Annotated in this window: 9 protein-coding genes and 1 riboswitch; of the genes, 3 read left to right on the top strand and 6 right to left on the bottom strand. The window is 50.8% G+C overall.

What is annotated here, in order from left to right; translation table 11 throughout:
* Positions 1–2 precede the first annotated feature (2 nt).
* Both C7T94_RS12775 and C7T94_RS12770 read left to right on the top strand, forming a co-directional pair.
* Complete coding sequence (locus C7T94_RS12775; RefSeq protein ID WP_107215690.1) at positions 3–1,250, top strand: competence/damage-inducible protein A; 1,248 nt, start codon at positions 3–5, stop codon at positions 1,248–1,250.
* Between the two features lie 56 nt (positions 1,251–1,306).
* Positions 1,307–2,647 (top strand): dihydrolipoamide acetyltransferase family protein, encoded by a 1,341-nt coding sequence (locus tag C7T94_RS12770; protein ID WP_107215689.1) that lies wholly within the window; start codon positions 1,307–1,309, stop codon positions 2,645–2,647.
* A 183-nt stretch (positions 2,648–2,830) separates the two neighbouring features.
* Here the strand turns inward: C7T94_RS12770 and C7T94_RS12765 are convergent, their stop codons facing one another.
* From C7T94_RS12765 to C7T94_RS12745, 5 genes are all read right to left on the bottom strand, one after another.
* Complete coding sequence (locus C7T94_RS12765; RefSeq protein ID WP_107215688.1) at positions 2,831–4,069, bottom strand: homoserine dehydrogenase; 1,239 nt, start codon at positions 4,067–4,069, stop codon at positions 2,831–2,833.
* 1 nt (position 4,070) lies between these two features.
* Positions 4,071–5,129, bottom strand: coding sequence for a homoserine O-acetyltransferase family protein (locus tag C7T94_RS12760; protein ID WP_107215687.1), 1,059 nt, complete (start codon positions 5,127–5,129; stop codon positions 4,071–4,073).
* Between the two features lie 26 nt (positions 5,130–5,155).
* Positions 5,156–6,457 carry an O-acetylhomoserine aminocarboxypropyltransferase/cysteine synthase family protein gene (locus C7T94_RS12755; RefSeq protein WP_107215686.1) on the bottom strand — a complete coding sequence of 434 codons (1,302 nt, stop codon included), beginning with the start codon at positions 6,455–6,457 and terminating at the stop codon, positions 5,156–5,158.
* Positions 6,458–6,706: 249 nt separating this feature from the next.
* A riboswitch (SAM riboswitch) is annotated at positions 6,707–6,818 on the bottom strand.
* A 130-nt stretch (positions 6,819–6,948) separates the two neighbouring features.
* Entirely contained in the window at positions 6,949–8,130 is a 1,182-nt protein-coding gene (locus C7T94_RS12750) for an AIR synthase related protein (protein WP_107215685.1), read from the bottom strand.
* Between the two features lie 93 nt (positions 8,131–8,223).
* Positions 8,224–10,407, bottom strand: coding sequence for a glutamine synthetase III family protein (locus C7T94_RS12745; RefSeq protein ID WP_107215684.1), 2,184 nt, complete (start codon positions 10,405–10,407; stop codon positions 8,224–8,226).
* Between the two features lie 209 nt (positions 10,408–10,616).
* Here C7T94_RS12745 and C7T94_RS12740 point away from each other — a divergent pair, with 209 nt between their 5' ends.
* Positions 10,617–11,435: an energy transducer TonB gene (locus C7T94_RS12740; RefSeq protein ID WP_162618673.1), complete on the top strand. Its 819-nt coding sequence runs from the start codon at positions 10,617–10,619 to the stop codon at positions 11,433–11,435.
* A gap of 135 nt (positions 11,436–11,570) precedes the next feature.
* Here C7T94_RS12740 and purL read toward each other — a convergent pair whose 3' ends face one another.
* Positions 11,571–15,263 carry a phosphoribosylformylglycinamidine synthase gene (purL, locus tag C7T94_RS12735; RefSeq protein WP_107215682.1) on the bottom strand — a complete coding sequence of 1,231 codons (3,693 nt, stop codon included), beginning with the start codon at positions 15,261–15,263 and terminating at the stop codon, positions 11,571–11,573.
* Positions 15,264–15,382 lie beyond the last annotated feature (119 nt).

The raw sequence follows: 15,382 nt of genomic DNA, 5'->3' as shown, positions 1-15,382 counted from the left end.
ATATGCTAGCGGAAATCATCACCATTGGAGACGAGATCCTGATCGGTCAGATCGTCGACACCAATTCTGCCTGGATGGGCCGGCAGCTTAACCTGGCGGGCATCGCGGTTAAACAGATCACTTCCGTATCTGACGACGCCGCCCACATCAGCGAAGCACTGGCTGCGGCCCAAAAGCGTGCACAGGTCATTTTGATAACCGGGGGCCTCGGGCCAACCAAAGATGACATTACAAAATTTACCCTCGCAGCGTATTTCAAGATGGGCATGCGCCGTGATGCTGAAACGCTGGCACATGTCGAGTCTTTTTTTAAGCGTTCAAACCGGCCAATGCTCGAAACCAATATCAGACAGGCCGACGTTCCCGATGGCTGCACGGTTATTCAGAACAGGAATGGTACGGCGCCATGCATGTGGTTCGAGCAGGGCGGAAGCATTGTGGTCTCCATGCCAGGTGTGCCTTTCGAAATGATGTACCTGATGGATGAAGAGATCATTCCCAGGTTAAAGCAGCGATTTGCCTTGCCGGCCATTCACCACCGTACCATTCTGACTTCCGGGCTGGGCGAATCTTTCCTGGCAGCGCAGATAGCCGACCTGGAGGATGCGCTTCCGTCGCATATAAAACTCGCATACCTGCCTAAACTGGGACAAGTACGCCTGCGGCTGTCGGCCCGGGGGGAGGACGAAGCAGCACTGGCAGCGGAAACCGACTTACACGCACAGGCTATGATGTCGCGCCTGGCCGGGCACGTGGTCATTGATCGTGACATTCCGCTGGAAAAAGCCCTGATCGACCAGTTAAAAGAACGGAACCTGACCGTGTCTACCGCCGAAAGCTGTACAGGTGGATACATTGCACACCTCATAACCCAGCATCCGGGTTGTTCTGCCGTGTTCAAAGGAGGGGTAGTCTCTTACGCTGCTGAACTGAAACAGTCGGTACTTGGCGTAAGCGCAGAAACGCTCGCGCGGTTCGGCGAGGTAAGCGAAGAGACAGCCCGGGAAATGGCCTCAGGCGCTGTACAGCATTTTCATACTGACTTTGCAGTAGCCGTAACCGGCATTGCAGGACCTGACGGCGCTGTACCCGGCAAACCGGTTGGAACCGTCTGGATCGCTGTCGCCAGCCCGAATGGTTGTGTGGCCAGGCTTCACCAGTTCAACAGCAAACGTGTACAAAACATTGAACGGTCTGCTGCCGCCGCGCTCACGATGCTGCTGAATGAGTTACGGAGCGCACAGAATTAATTGGCAGAAAAGCTTACTTTTGCCTCGTTAATTGTCTTTTTACAAGAACGATCTTTATGGCTCAATACGAATTACTGTTACCGAAAATGGGAGAAAGCGTTGCCGAGGCAACGGTGATCAAATGGTTAAAGCAACCGGGCGAAAGCATCGCACTGGATGACGCCGTGCTAGAGATCGCTACCGATAAGGTAGACTCAGAAGTGCCCTCGCCGGTGGCAGGAAAGTTGGTCAGACAGCTTGCAGCTGAAGACGAAGTTGTCCAGGTTGGAGCAGTCATCGCGATCATCGAAACCGAAGATGATGCTTCAGGCCCTGCTGGTGCTGAAAATCCATTTGCAGATACAACCAGCGCTCAGGCCGAAACAGAGACCGTGCCGGGCGTTGCCCAGCTGGAGCAGCGTAAAGACGCTGAGCCTGTTTCATCGGGATCAGACCGTTTCTATTCTCCGCTTGTGAAGAGCATTGCAGCAGAAGAGGGCATATCGGCCGCCGAACTTGATGCCATTAAAGGCAGCGGTGCGGAAGGCCGCCTTACAAAAGACGACCTGCTTCGTTATGTAGCCGCACGGAGGCCGGAACCTGGTGCCCCGGCGCCATCAGCTCAACCCGCTGCGGCGATCGCGCCTGCACATAAAGAACCTGCACCGGCTGCGGCGAGTCCTGCACCTGCTGCGAATCCGGTTTCGGGCGGGGATGAGATCATAGAAATGGACCGCATGAGAAAACTCATTGCCGACCACATGGTCATGAGTAAACAAACCTCTCCGCATGTCACCTCTTTCGTAGAAGCCGACGTGACCAATATGGTGTTGTGGCGTGAAAAAGTAAAGAAGACTTTTGAAAAGCGTGAAAGTGAGAAGATCACATTTACACCTTTATTCATAGAGGCTGTGGCCAAAGCTATAAAGGACTTCCCGATGATTAACGTTTCTGTTCAGGGAAGCCAGATTATCCGCAAAAAAGACATCAATATAGGCATGGCTACCGCTCTGCCAAGCGGTAACCTGATCGTACCGGTCATTAAACGCGCCGATCAGTTCAACCTGGTAGGGCTTACCAAGTCAGTGAATGACCTGGCCGGCCGCGCACGCATATCGCGCCTGAAGCCAGATGAGACACAGGGTGGTACCTTTACGCTGACTAACGTAGGTTCATTCGGCAATGTTATGGGAACGCCGATCATTAACCAGCCGCAGGTTGCTATTCTTGCCGTTGGTGCCATTAAAAAGAAGCCCGCCGTTCTGGAAACAGAGCATGGCGATGTAATCGCCATTAGGCACATGATGTTCCTTTCGCTTTCTTATGACCACCGCGTGGTCGATGGTTCGCTTGGTGGCATGTTTGTGCGCCGGGTAGCCGATTATCTGGAGCAGTGGGATATGAACAGGGAGGTCTGAGGGCCCGGGACCAGGAATCAAGGCGGGGAATAATGGCCCCATCGTCCTGAAATTCTCGCTCAGCTATATCAAAGAAACGTTCGTGAATTCCATGAATTGACCTCCCGGTCAACTCATAGCCATAAAAAGCAAAAGCCGGACTCGCTCCGGCTTTTTGCTAACAACAAAACAAATAAAAGTTAACTATGAAACGGCTTCAGCAAAAGTTGCCGAAACGACTTTCTCTTCTTTGTAGATCTGCCTGCCCGTGTAGGCGATAAATACACCTTCATCAAGCAGCAGTTCGCGGTTGGCGATCAGGCTTTCCAGTTTTACTGTACCAATTACATATTTAAAACTGTGTGAGGAATGCCGCTCGCTGATGTCATCAAAATTGAGAATCTTGATCAGGTCTTCATCGGTATAGCGCAGGTAAACCTCGAGCAATACATTGCCAGTATGCGTAACCTCCGTTTTCTGGTGGTATTTTTTATACTCGTACTTGTAATCGTAACGCAGGGCGGCAATGTCTGAAAGTACCGCCGCACCGGTCGGATGACCGCCCGCACCCTTGCCAAAAAAGAACTGTTTATCGGCAAAAGCGGCTTGAACCGTTACGCCGTTGTATTCGTTTTCAACGTTATACAGGAAATCGTCTGTGGTGACCAGTTTGGGCAATACGTAGGTAACAACCTGTTTGGTGCTGACCTTACGTGCGGTTGGAATGAGTTTGATCTTGTAGTTTTTTTCGCGCGCAAAACGAATGTCATGTACCGAAAGGTTCTGGATACCGATATTCAGAATTTTATCAGGGTTGATGAAAAGTCCGTAAGCATGGGCCGTCGCAATCGCCAGTTTGTACTTCGGGTCGTAGCCGCCCACGTCGAGAATCGGGTTGGTTTCGGCAAAGCCGAGATCCTGTGCCTGTTTCAGCGCTACGTCGTAATCAAGGCCTTCGTTAAATATTTTTGAGAGGATAAAGTTCGACGATCCATTGAAAATGCCGCTAACGGCATGCAGCAATTCGTTGTCGTAATACTCTTCAAGGTTTCTGATGATGGGTATACTGCCGCAAACGGCACCTTCGTACAGCAATGAGCTGCCATGTTTTTCCTGCAGCTCAACCAGCTCGGTCAGGTGTTCTGCAATCATTTTTTTATTTGCCGAGACGACGTTTTTACCGCTTTTTAATGCACGGGTAACAATCCGGTAAGCCGCATCGGCATCGTTGATGAGCTCCACGATGGTGTTTATTTCATCGTTTTCAAGGATCTCATCATGGTTCGTGGTGAAAAGGTGATGATCGAGGCTGCGCTTCTTTTTCGGATCTTTAATGGCAATTTTTACGATCTCCAGGTTCAGGCTCTGGCTCTGGATAATGTCCAGAAGGCCCTGGCCTACAACGCCGAACCCAAATAACCCTATCTTGAGGTTTTTACTCATTTTATGCTGTTTTGTGTAATTTGACAATTTTCTTTTTTGCGCTCTCGCGGATGAAATTTCCGATCAGGTTGGTGAGCGTATCGGTTTCGATCAGGAAGCCGTCATGACCGTAAGCCGAGTCGATGGTGGCCAGGGCTGCGCCGTCGATGTGGGCAGCGAGATACCGTTGTTCGGTTACCGGGAACAGAAAGTCGTTTTCAATCCCGATCACCAGCGTTTTTGCTTTGACCTGCTTTAACGCCTCTGCAATGCTCTGCCTGCCGCGGCCAACATTATGGCTGTCCATCGCTTTGCTCAGGTACCAGTAACTATAGGCATTGAACCGGTTAACCAGCTTTTCGCCCTGGTAGTTCTGGTATGAGGCCGCACGGAAATGGTCGGTCTTTTCATTGACACTTTCTACCTGCGTAGCATTGTACGCGGCATAGGTCCGGTACGACAGGAGGGCTATGCTGCGGGCAGCTTTCAGTCCTTTGGCACCACCGTTTGGCTGATTTGCATAAAACGTGCGGTCGGTACTGATGGCCAGGCGCTGGCTTTCATTGAAAGCAATGCCCCAGGGCGAGTGCGCTGCATTCGTAGCGATCAATATCAGATTTTCAATGCGGGAAGGTTCCAGAATACTCCATTCAAGCGCCTGCTGCCCGCCAAGGGAACCCCCGATCAGCAATTTGATCGCGCCGATACCGAGGCTGTCTGCCAGCAGCTTATGGGCCTGCACCATGTCGCGGATGCTGATTGCCGGGAAAGACAGGTAATAAGGCTGACCGGTAACCGGGTTGGTGCTTAGCGGGCTGGTACTGCCATAATGTGAGCCCAGAACGTTTGCGCAGATGATGAAATGTTCTTTTGGGTTAAAGAGCGCGTTCTCGCCAAAAAGCCCGTCCCACCAGTCAAAGACGTCCGCGTTGGCAGTCAATGCATGACACACCCAGATCACATTATCCCTATCTGCGTTAAGCGTGCCGTAGGTCTGGTAAGCAAGTTCCAGCTTACGTAGCTTTTTGCCGCTTTCGAGCTTGAACTGCTTTGAATGTGTATATATTTTTTGTGTACTCATTGTTTCGTTGTATACAACCCGGTTAATTAGCTGACCTGGCTAAAAGCCTGTTCAAAATCTGCCTTGATGTCATCGATGTGTTCCAGGCCGACCGAAACACGCAGCAGGTTTGGCGTTACGCCTGCCGCAACCTGTTCGGCATCGCTGAGCTGCTGGTGGGTGGTAGCAGAAGGCTGGATAATGACCGTCTTCGCATCGCCCACATTGGCCAGGTGGGTAACCAGTTTCAGGTTGTCTATAACCTTGCTGGCGTCTGCCTTGTCGCCTTTCAGCTCGAAGGAGAGCACAGCCCCAAAGCCGTTGCTCAGGTATCTTTTAGCCAGTTGGTGGTACGGGCTGCTTTCCAGGCCTGGGTAGTTCACTTTGGCTACCTGCGGGTGCTGTTCCAGCCACTGCGCCAGCGCAAGGGTATTGTCTACGTGCCTTTGCACCCTGAGCGACAAAGTTTCCAGCCCCTGAAGAAGCAGGAACGAATTGAATGGTGCCAGCGCCGGGCCAAGATCGCGCAGGCCCTCGACCCGGGCGCGGATGGCGAACTGGATGTTGCCAAAAGGCCCGCCGATGCCAAAAACATCATTAAAGACCAGGCCGTGGTAACCTTCAGAAGGTTCGGTAAACTGCCTGTACTTGCCGTTGCCCCAGTTGTAATTGCCCCCGTCTACGATCACGCCTCCAATACTGGTACCATGACCTCCGATCCATTTCGTGGCCGACTGAACAACCACATGGGCACCATGCTGTAAAGGTTTGAAGAGGTATCCGGCGGCACCGAAGGTATTATCTACCACAACAGGTAGGTCATATTTCCCCGCCAGGGTAGCCAGTTTTTCAAAATCTGCAATGCTGAATGAGGGATTGCCGATGGTTTCTAGATAAATTGCTTTTGTTTTGTCATCAATCTGCGACTCAAAAGTGCTGAGGTCGTCGATGCTGGCGAACCGGGTTTCTATGCCAAGGCGTTTAAAGGCAACCTTGAATTGGTTGTAGGTTCCTCCATATAAATGGTTGCTGGATACGAAATTGTCGCCGGCTTCAAGGATGTTGTTCAGCGCAATGAATTGTGCCGCCTGTCCTGATGCCACCGCCAGAGCCGCAACGCCGCCTTCGAGCGCTGCTACCCGTTTCTCAAACACATCTGTGGTCGGGTTCATGATGCGCGTGTAAATATTGCCGAACTCTTTCAGGGCAAAAAGATTAGCGCCATGCTCAGCGCTGTTGAAAGCGTACGATGTAGTCTGGTAAATGGGCACGGCACGTGACCCTGTTGTCGGATCTGTTTCCTGGCCTGCGTGTATCTGTAATGTTTCGAATTTGTATGTGGCTGACATAATGAGGTATTTTAATAAAGTTGTTTGTGGACTGTGCATGTAGCGTTGCGACGTACCCCTGGCAGGGCCTTCCGGTTTGTATAGGTATATAACAAAAAGGAAGATTTTCAGATTAATGCATGCAACAGCGCATACAGAAAATCTGCTGGTCTAAACGGGAAATGCTGGAAAAGGAAAAGCTCCCTGCCGGTACGGTAAGCACGGCATGCTGCGGAGCGGATGTAGAAAATAATGCTTTCATCGTGTTGCAATTTATATTTGCCCGCAAATTATTCTGCTAGGCCAGGAATTGGCACCTTCTCCTCTCGGGAGGGTTGCCAGTGGGTCTCGGAGCCTGTCTCTCGCCACTTCTTTATAAATCAAAACCCTGCGGTCTGACTATGATTTAGCTATACTGCCAAATAATGTTTCAAAAGTCGGAAATTATTTGATATGCACCAAATTAAATTTTGAAAAAAAAACAAATCGCTGATTGTCAGATCTGTTGGCAATTAGCTGTAACGGAACGTGCCGTGTTCGCTTTCAATGGTAACGCTTTTTCCTTCGCCGGCTTCAACGTAACCTACAATCCTGGCACCAATGCCAAATTGCTCGGCGGTTGCAATAATCTCATCGGCACGTTCGGGAGTTACATACAGTTCCATCCGGTGGCCCATGTTAAATACCTTGTACATTTCGGCCCAGTCGGTGCGCGATTCTTCCTGGATCATACTAAAAAGCGGCGGGGTAGGGAACAGGTTATTTTTAACTACGTGCAGCCCCTCATTTATAAAGTGTAACACTTTGGTTTGAGCGCCGCCGCTGCAATGCACGATGCCATTGATTCCCTGCCTGCCATTTTCCAGGATGCTTTTGATAACGGGTGCGTAGGTACGGGTCGGTGACAGGACCAGTTTGCCTGCCGTAACGCTTCCGAAACCCTCAATCTGAACCGTGTCGGTCAGTTTTCGGCTTCCCGAAAAAACGAGGTTGTAAGGAACGGCCGGATCATAACTTTCAGGATAAGCATCGGCCACCGCCTTTCCAAAAACGTCATGCCGTGCCGAAGTCAGGCCATTTGAGCCCATACCGCCGTTGTATTCCGTTTCATAGCTTGCTTTTCCGCTCGATGCAAGCCCAACAATGACGTCGCCGGCGCTGATGCGGTCGTTGCTGATCACATCGTCGCGCTTCATGCGGCAGGTCACGGTAGAGTCGACAATGATGGTGCGCACAAGGTCGCCCACATCGGCCGTTTCGCCACCCGTCGAATAAATGGAGATGCCCAGGCCGCGAAGTTCTGCAAGGATCTCTTCGGTTCCGTTGATCACGGCGGCGATGACATCGCCCGGGATCAGGTTTTTATTGCGGCCAATGGTAGATGACAGCAGGATCTGGTCAGTAGCGCCCACGCAGATGAGGTCGTCCAGGTTCATGATGATGGCATCCTGTGCAATGCCTTTCCAGACAGAAGCGTCGCCGGTTTCTTTCCAGTATACGTAAGCCAGCGAAGACTTTGTGCCGGCGCCATCTGCGTGCATGATGTTGCAGTAGGTTTCGTCGTTTCCGAGCACGTCTGGAATGATCTTGCAAAATGCTTTCGGGAAGATTCCTTTGTCTATGTTTTTGATGGCATTGTGCACATCTTCTTTCGAGGCAGAAACGCCTCGCTGGTTGTACCGGTTATCGCTCATGTTGCTGCAAAGATAAAATTTTCGCCATGGATTGATCAAAAAAATAACCCCGGGTACTGCACCCGGGGTTATCTTTAAAAAGAGGTTGGTCGGCTATTTCAGGAACAACAGTTCTCTGAATTTTGGCAACGGCCAAACGCTGTCGTCAACGATCTGCTCCAGTTTATCAACATGGTAACGGATGGTCTCAAAGTAAGACTTGACCTTTTCGTCGTACGCGATTGATTTTTCACGCGTATCGTCGATTTTGTTGGTTGCTTTGCGTTCTTCCAGCATCGAGTCAATGTTTGATTTTACCTGGCCCAGGTGCTCTGAAAGTTTGTTTACAATGCCGAGCGGAACAGCAACTGCCTCATCGTTCAATCCGAGTTCTTTGAGTCCTTTAACATTTTCAATCAGTGTGTTCTGGTAGGCAATGGCCGCAGGAATGATGGAAGTGTTGGCCACCTCGCCCATGACACGGGCTTCGATCTGGAGCTTTTTGTAGTAGTTTTCCAGCATGATCTCATGACGTGCGTGCAGTTCGCGTTTGCTGAAAATATTTGTAGCTGTGAACAGGGCGGTGGTCTTTTCGCTTACATAAGCATCCAGCGCCTTCGGTGTAGTCTTGATGTTGGACAAGCCGCGCAGGTTTGCTTCATCTTCCCACTCCTGGCTGTAACCATTGCCTTCAAAACGAATGTTTTTAGACTCCTTGATATATTTTTTGATCACAGTTAACAAAGCGATGTCTTTTTTATCGCCTTTTTTGATCAGCTTGTCTACTTCAACCTTAAATTTCGTCAATTGTTCGGCAACGATGGCATTCAAGACAGTCATCGGCGCTGAAGAGTTGGCAGAAGAACCTACGGCACGCAACTCAAACTTGTTGCCGGTGAAGGCAAACGGCGAGGTGCGGTTGCGGTCGGTATTGTCAAGCAGGATTTGCGGAATCTTAGGAATACCCAGCCACAGTGCGTTGTCTTCCTTGATTTTTTTGCTGATTCTCGAGTGCTCGATCTCGTCAAGTACTTCGTTCAGCTGCTGACCCAGGAAGATTGAAATGATTGCAGGCGGCGCTTCGTTTGCGCCGAGGCGGTGGTCATTGCTTACTGAAGCGATGCTTGCACGGAGCAGGTCTGCGTGTTCGTGAACGGCTTTGATTGTATTGACAAAGAAGGTAAGGAACATCAGGTTATTTTTCGGCGTTTTACCAGGTGCCAGCAAGTTTTTGCCGGTATTGGTAATCATGCTCCAGTTGTTGTGTTTACCTGATCCGTTAATACCTGCATACGGTTTTTCGTGCAGCAGTACACGGAAATGGTGGCGGCGGGCTACCTTTTCCATCAAGTCCATGAGCAGCTGGTTGTGGTCAATAGCCAGGTTAATCTCCTCATAGATTGGCGCGCACTCGAACTGTGAAGGCGCAACCTCGTTGTGACGGGTTTTCAAAGGAATACCCAGTTTCAGTGCTTCGTTTTCGAAGTCGACCATAAACGTAAATACGCGGTCAGGAATGGAACCGAAATAATGGTCTTCAAGTTGTTGTCCTTTAGCGCTCATGTGACCGAACAACGCACGGCCGGTCAGCACGAGGTCGGGGCGTGCATTGAACAGCGACTCATCTACCAGGAAATATTCCTGTTCGATACCGAGTGAGGCGTTCACTTTGGTAATACCTTTATCAAAATACTGGCAAACATCTACAGCGGCCTTGTCAAGTGCTGCGAGTGCCTTCAGCAAGGGGGCTTTATAATCAAGTGCTTCGCCGGTGTAAGAAACAAACACAGTTGGGATACAAAGCGTTTTGCCGGCTTTGTTTTCCATGATGAAGGCTGGCGACGACGGGTCCCAGGCGGTGTAACCGCGGGCCTCGAAAGTATTACGGATGCCGCCGTTCGGGAAACTTGATGCATCGGGTTCCTGCTGAACCAGCGCGGCGCCAGAGAATTTCTCGATTGCGCCGTCAGAACTTGGCTCGAAGAACGCATCGTGTTTTTCTGCAGTGGTTCCGGTTAACGGCTGAAACCAGTGTGTATAGTGTGTGGCGCCCTTAGACATCGCCCAGGATTTCATTGCTGTCGCAATCTGGTTGGCTTCCTCTTGGCCGATCAGTTCGCCCTGATCGATGGCAATGGTCAGTTTTTCATAAACTTCCTTTGATAAGAAATCTCTCATTTTTCTCTTATCAAATACATTCAAGCCAAAAAAGTCAGAAATTTTTGCCGAAGGTGATTTTACCTCAGGTGAAATTCTGGTTTGAGCCTCCTTTAATGCGATTGTTCTAAGACTTTTCATTTATTGTTTAGTTTTTTTTGCCAAAAATAACATTATCATTCATAAAACATTCAAAATATGGGACTAAATTTTTGAAAAAGACATGAAAAATCGTAAAACTACTTGATGCGTTTCTTCCGCTCACCGCGATAGCCCGGCAATTTTTTTTGCCGGCCCTTATGGAATTAGAAAATTGCAGACATCATCAGCTTAAATCAAAACCTCAAACCATGTTTAACTCCGCACTAAATGTATACAAGACCGAGTGGCTCGAGATTGTATTCAACAACAGAAACAAACAATACGGTGCTTACCAATTGCGTGCTGCCTCTTCGCGCATCCTCCTGTTTGCCTTGACGCTCTCTTCAGTGCTCTTTACCTGCGCTTTTCTCGCTCCTGTCATCTACAGCAAACTCTTTCCAAAAACCGAAGCAGTCGTTGATACAGCAACAGTCGTTGAACTGGACCCGGTTCATGACATGCGGCCACCGAATGACGAAGAGCCGCCCAAGCCACAGGAAACGACGACAGAAAAGATCAAGTCTGTTAAATTCAGTTCAAATATCGTCGTGGTAAACAAGGCTGTCACAGATGTGCCCCCAACCATAGATGAGCTAAAAAATGCCGCCATCTCGACTATAACCCAGGACGGTCTTGAAAATGTGCAGATCGCGCTGCCCCAAGCCGAGGCAGACCAGGCAGGCAGCGGAACGGCAGTGGCAGCGACCGGGTCTGATGAAATTTACAGCGCGGCGGGGGTACAGGTCTATCCGAAATTCGTAGGCGGGCAGCCGGCCTGGGAGAAATACATTCAGCGCAACCTGCAGTATCCGCAGGAAGAAGTGACGGGAAAAGTCCAGCTCAGTTTCGTTGTCGAGAAAGACGGCAGCGTAAGCCAGGTTCAGGTATTAAAAAGTTTAAATGCGGCATGCGATGCAGAAGCCATCCGGGTGATCAGCAAGTCGCCGAAGTGGATTCCGGGCGTAAACAACGGGCTGCCGGTCCGTGTGCGGTACACGATGGCCATTGCATTCAATATCGGGTTATAGGGTATAGTGAAGTAGGGTGAAGGTCGTCCGGCACATGCCGGCGGCCTCGTTATGTCCCTGGAGGCTGCATGCAAAAGGCCCCGGAATTTATTCCGGGGCCTTGCTGTCATATATAGGTTAAGCCTGGCTGACGGCCTAAGCCTGAACGGTTTGTTTTTCTACCCATTTTCGAGCGTTGACGAAAGCTTCAAGCCATGGCGAAACCTCGTCCTGCCGGCCTGCCGGGTAATTGGCCCAGTGCCACTGGAAGAGCGAGCGTTCAATGTGTGGCATCATGACCAGGTGACGGCCGGTAGGGTCACACAGCATGGCCGTATTAAAATCTGAGCCATTCGGACTTGCAGGATATGCCTCATAGGCATATTTGGCCACGATGTTGTACCTGTTCTCTTCATACGGCAGCTGGAAACGGCCTTCTCCGTGCGAAACCCAGACACCCAGGGTGCTTCCGGCGAGCGAGGAGAGCATGACCGAGTCATTTTCCGCTATCGTGAGTGATGTGAAAACGCTTTCGTGCTTTCCACTTTCATTGTGCAGCATTTTTGGTTTTTGCTCATGATCGGGATTGATCAGCCCGAGCTCCACAAACAACTGGCAGCCGTTACAAACGCCGACCGAAAGGGTGTCTTGCCGTTTGAAAAACTTTTCAAGGGTTAACCGGGCCGTTTCGTTATACAGAAACGCACCGGCCCATCCTTTGGCAGAGCCCAATACGTCAGAATTTGAAAAGCCGCCTACGGCACCGATAAACCTGATATCTTCCAGAGTTTCACGGCCGCTGATCAGGTCGGTCATGTGTACGTCTTTCACGTCAAAGCCTGCCAGGAACATGGCGTTGGCCAGTTCACGCTCAGAATTGCTGCCCTTCTCGCGAATGATCGCCGCTTTCGGGCGAGGGCGGGCCGGATCAATGGCCGGTTTACGGCCATCAAAATGGTCAGGGAAACGGTACTTTAACACCTGGTGTTTGTAGTTATCAAAACGTTCTTTGGCCTTCTTTTGCCCGCTTTGTTTACAATCGAGGAGGTATGAGGTTTTGAACCAAACATCGCGCAATTCGTCGATATCAAAGGAATAGGCTGTTTCACCGTTTTTAATTTCCAGAACGGCCGACTGGCTAACGCTGCCAAGCTTTGTGAAGGCAATGCCTTCCTGGCTAAGTAATGTGGCCGCTGCCTCCTCAGCCTGGAAAACAACAGCGATGTTCTCGGCAAAAAGCAGTTTGATGCTGTCTGTTTCGTTTAGTTCGCTTAAGTCAAGCTGAGCGCCCAGGTCCCTGTCGGCAAAACACATTTCAAGCAGTGTGGTAATGAGGCCACCGCTGCCTACATCGTGGCCGGCCCGGATATGTCCGCCTTTGATCAGCTGCTGCAGGGCATTGAACGCCCGGCTAAACTGCCCTGCGTCGGTCACGTCTGGCGCTTCATTTCCAATGCCGTTCAGGATCTGCGCGAAAGACGAACCGCCGAGTTTGTAAGCGTCGCCAGACAGGTTAATGTAATAGATGCCGCCGCCGTCTTTCTGCAATACAGGCTCGACAACCTGCCGCAGATTGCTGCAGTTACCGGCGGCCGAGATGATAACGGTGCCCGGAGCAACTACGTCGCCATCCTTGTATTTCTGTTTCATTGACAGGGAGTCTTTTCCTGTCGGAATGTTGATACCCAGGTCAATGGCAAAGGCAGAACAGGCAGCCACGGCCTGGTATAGCCTGGCGTCTTCGCCCTCATTCTTGCAGGCCCACATCCAGTTTGCCGAAAGCGAAACGCTTTTCAGTCCGTCTTTCAGCGGTGCCCATACAATATTAGACAATGCTTCGCCGATCGCGAGACGACTGCCGGCTGCCGGGTCAATCAGGGCTGCAACCGGAGCATGGCCTACTGAAGTTGCAATGCCTTCAATGCCCTGGAAATCCAGTGCCATGACGCCGCAGTTATTCAAGGGCAGCTGCAGCGGTCCTGCACACTGCTGTTTTGCTACCCTTCCGCCTACACAGCGGTCCACTTTATTGGTGAGCCAGTCTTTCGAAGCTACTGCTTCAAGCTGCAGCACCTGCTGCAGGTATTCTGGAAGCTTTTGCTGATCGTAGGCCAGCGCTTTATAGTTCCGAGCAACAGACCGGTCTTCCATGACAACTTTCGGCGAGCTACCGAACATGTCTTTTAACTCAAGATCCATTGGTTTTACCCCGGTGGTTGCTGATTCGAAGGTGAAACGGTTATCGCCGGTTACAGCGCCCACCGTGTACATCGGGGCCCTTTCGCGTGCGGCGATCTTTTCAAGCCTTTTCACGCTCTCCCGGCCAATAACCAGGCCCATGCGTTCCTGTGATTCGTTGCCGATGATTTCTTTGGCTGAAAGGGTAGGGTCGCCCACCGGAAGTTTATCCAGGTCGATCCTGCCGCCGGTTTCTTCAACGAGTTCAGAGAGACAGTTCAGGTGGCCGCCGGCGCCGTGGTCATGTATGGAAATGATGTCGTTGTTGTCACTTTCAACCATGGCCCTGACGGCATTGGCTGCGCGTTTCTGCATCTCAGGATTGGAGCGCTGAATGGCATTAAGTTCAATACCTGAACCGTGTTCGCCCGTGTCGGCAGAAGACACGGCTGCACCGCCCATGCCGATTCGGTAATTTTCACCACCCAGAATAACGATCTGGTCGCCGGTCTGTGGCTGTTTCTTTTTCGCCTGGCTGGCTTTTCCGTAACCAATGCCGCCAGCCAGCATGATGACCTTGTCAAAGCCGAGTTTGCGGGCAGGGGCGTCGAGCGCTTCATTGTGCTCGTCATGTTCAAATGTAAGCACTGAACCGGTAATGAGCGGCTGTCCGAACTTGTTGCCGAAATCAGTGGCGCCGTTCGAAGCTTTGATCAGGATATCAACCGGGGTTTGGTACAGCCACTTCCGTTCTTCCATACCCTGTTCCCAGGGCCGGTCTGCCTCAAGGCGGGGTAACGCCGTCATGTAAATGGCCGTGCCCGCAAGCGGCAGCGAACCCTGACCGCCGGCCAGCCTGTCGCGGATTTCTCCGCCCGAGCCGGTTGCGGCACCATTGAAAGGCTCAACTGTGGTCGGAAAATTATGTGTTTCTGCTTTCAGGGAAATAACTGACTCGAAATCAGAGACCTGGTAAAAGTCAGGTTCATCGGCGCGCGCAGGCGCAAATTGCTGCACGACCGGACCTTTAATGAAGGCCACGTTGTCTTTATAGGCAGAAACAATATCGTTGGGGTGTGTTTCTGAAGTTTTTCTAATCAGCTTGAAAAGCGAGGTTTCCTGTTCTACGCCGTCAATGACAAATTTGCCGTTAAATATTTTGTGGCGGCAGTGCTCGGAATTGACCTGCGAAAAGCCGAATACTTCCGAGTCGGTAAGCGGGCGGCCCAGGCGTTTCGCCAGTGCTTCGAGGTAGGCGACTTCTTCCTCGCTTAGCGAGAGGCCCTCCTGTTTGTTATAAGCGGCAATGTCAGTAATCTGCAGGATTGGCTCGGGCTGGATGTGAATGGTATACGTTTCCTGAGTCAGGCCATCATATTTTTGCGAGAGCATCGGGTCGAAATCTGCAAACGTGGCATCGACCTTTTGAAACGCTTCAATGCGAATAATACCCTGTATATCCATGTTCTGGGTTATTTCAACTGCATTGGTGCTCCAGGGCGTGATCATGGCTGCCCGGGGTCCTACATAGAAACCATCCAATCCGGAGGTTTGCTGCAGCCTGGCGCCGCCAAAGAGCCATTCGAGTTTTGTAATATCGGCAGGGGAAAAATCCTTCTCGGTCTGAACCGCGAAAACCGAATCAGACTGGCTTAAAAAGAAATGAATCATGCTTTGATTTTCAAGTCGCAAAGTTACGGTAAATTTTAAAAAAAAGTTCGGTGGGCGGGGTATTTTGTTGGGTTTTTATTAATTTTACGGGCAATTAATTTAGCCCTTCTGCGGCTTTT

The sequence above is a fragment of the Pedobacter yulinensis genome (genome assembly GCF_003029735.1).
Taxonomy (GTDB): Bacteria; Bacteroidota; Bacteroidia; order Sphingobacteriales; family Sphingobacteriaceae; genus Pedobacter; species Pedobacter yulinensis.
Note: the sequence above shows the minus strand (reverse complement) of the source record. Positions and strands in the feature narration are given on the sequence as shown.

What these genes read in the sequence shown, in the direction of transcription:
- C7T94_RS12775 (WP_107215690.1), top strand. Translation starts at nt 3, where the DNA reads ATGCTAGCGGAAATCATCACCATTGGAGACGAGATCCTGATCGGTCAG.
- C7T94_RS12770 (WP_107215689.1), top strand. Translation starts at nt 1,307, where the DNA reads ATGGCTCAATACGAATTACTGTTACCGAAAATGGGAGAAAGCGTTGCC.
- C7T94_RS12765 (WP_107215688.1), bottom strand. Translation starts at nt 4,069, where the DNA reads ATGAGTAAAAACCTCAAGATAGGGTTATTTGGGTTCGGCGTTGTAGGC.
- C7T94_RS12760 (WP_107215687.1), bottom strand. Translation starts at nt 5,129, where the DNA reads ATGAGTACACAAAAAATATATACACATTCAAAGCAGTTCAAGCTCGAA.
- C7T94_RS12755 (WP_107215686.1), bottom strand. Translation starts at nt 6,457, where the DNA reads ATGTCAGCCACATACAAATTCGAAACATTACAGATACACGCAGGCCAG.
- C7T94_RS12750 (WP_107215685.1), bottom strand. Translation starts at nt 8,130, where the DNA reads ATGAGCGATAACCGGTACAACCAGCGAGGCGTTTCTGCCTCGAAAGAA.
- C7T94_RS12745 (WP_107215684.1), bottom strand. Translation starts at nt 10,407, where the DNA reads ATGAAAAGTCTTAGAACAATCGCATTAAAGGAGGCTCAAACCAGAATT.
- C7T94_RS12740 (WP_162618673.1), top strand. Translation starts at nt 10,617, where the DNA reads ATGTTTAACTCCGCACTAAATGTATACAAGACCGAGTGGCTCGAGATT.
- purL (WP_107215682.1), bottom strand. Translation starts at nt 15,263, where the DNA reads ATGATTCATTTCTTTTTAAGCCAGTCTGATTCGGTTTTCGCGGTTCAG.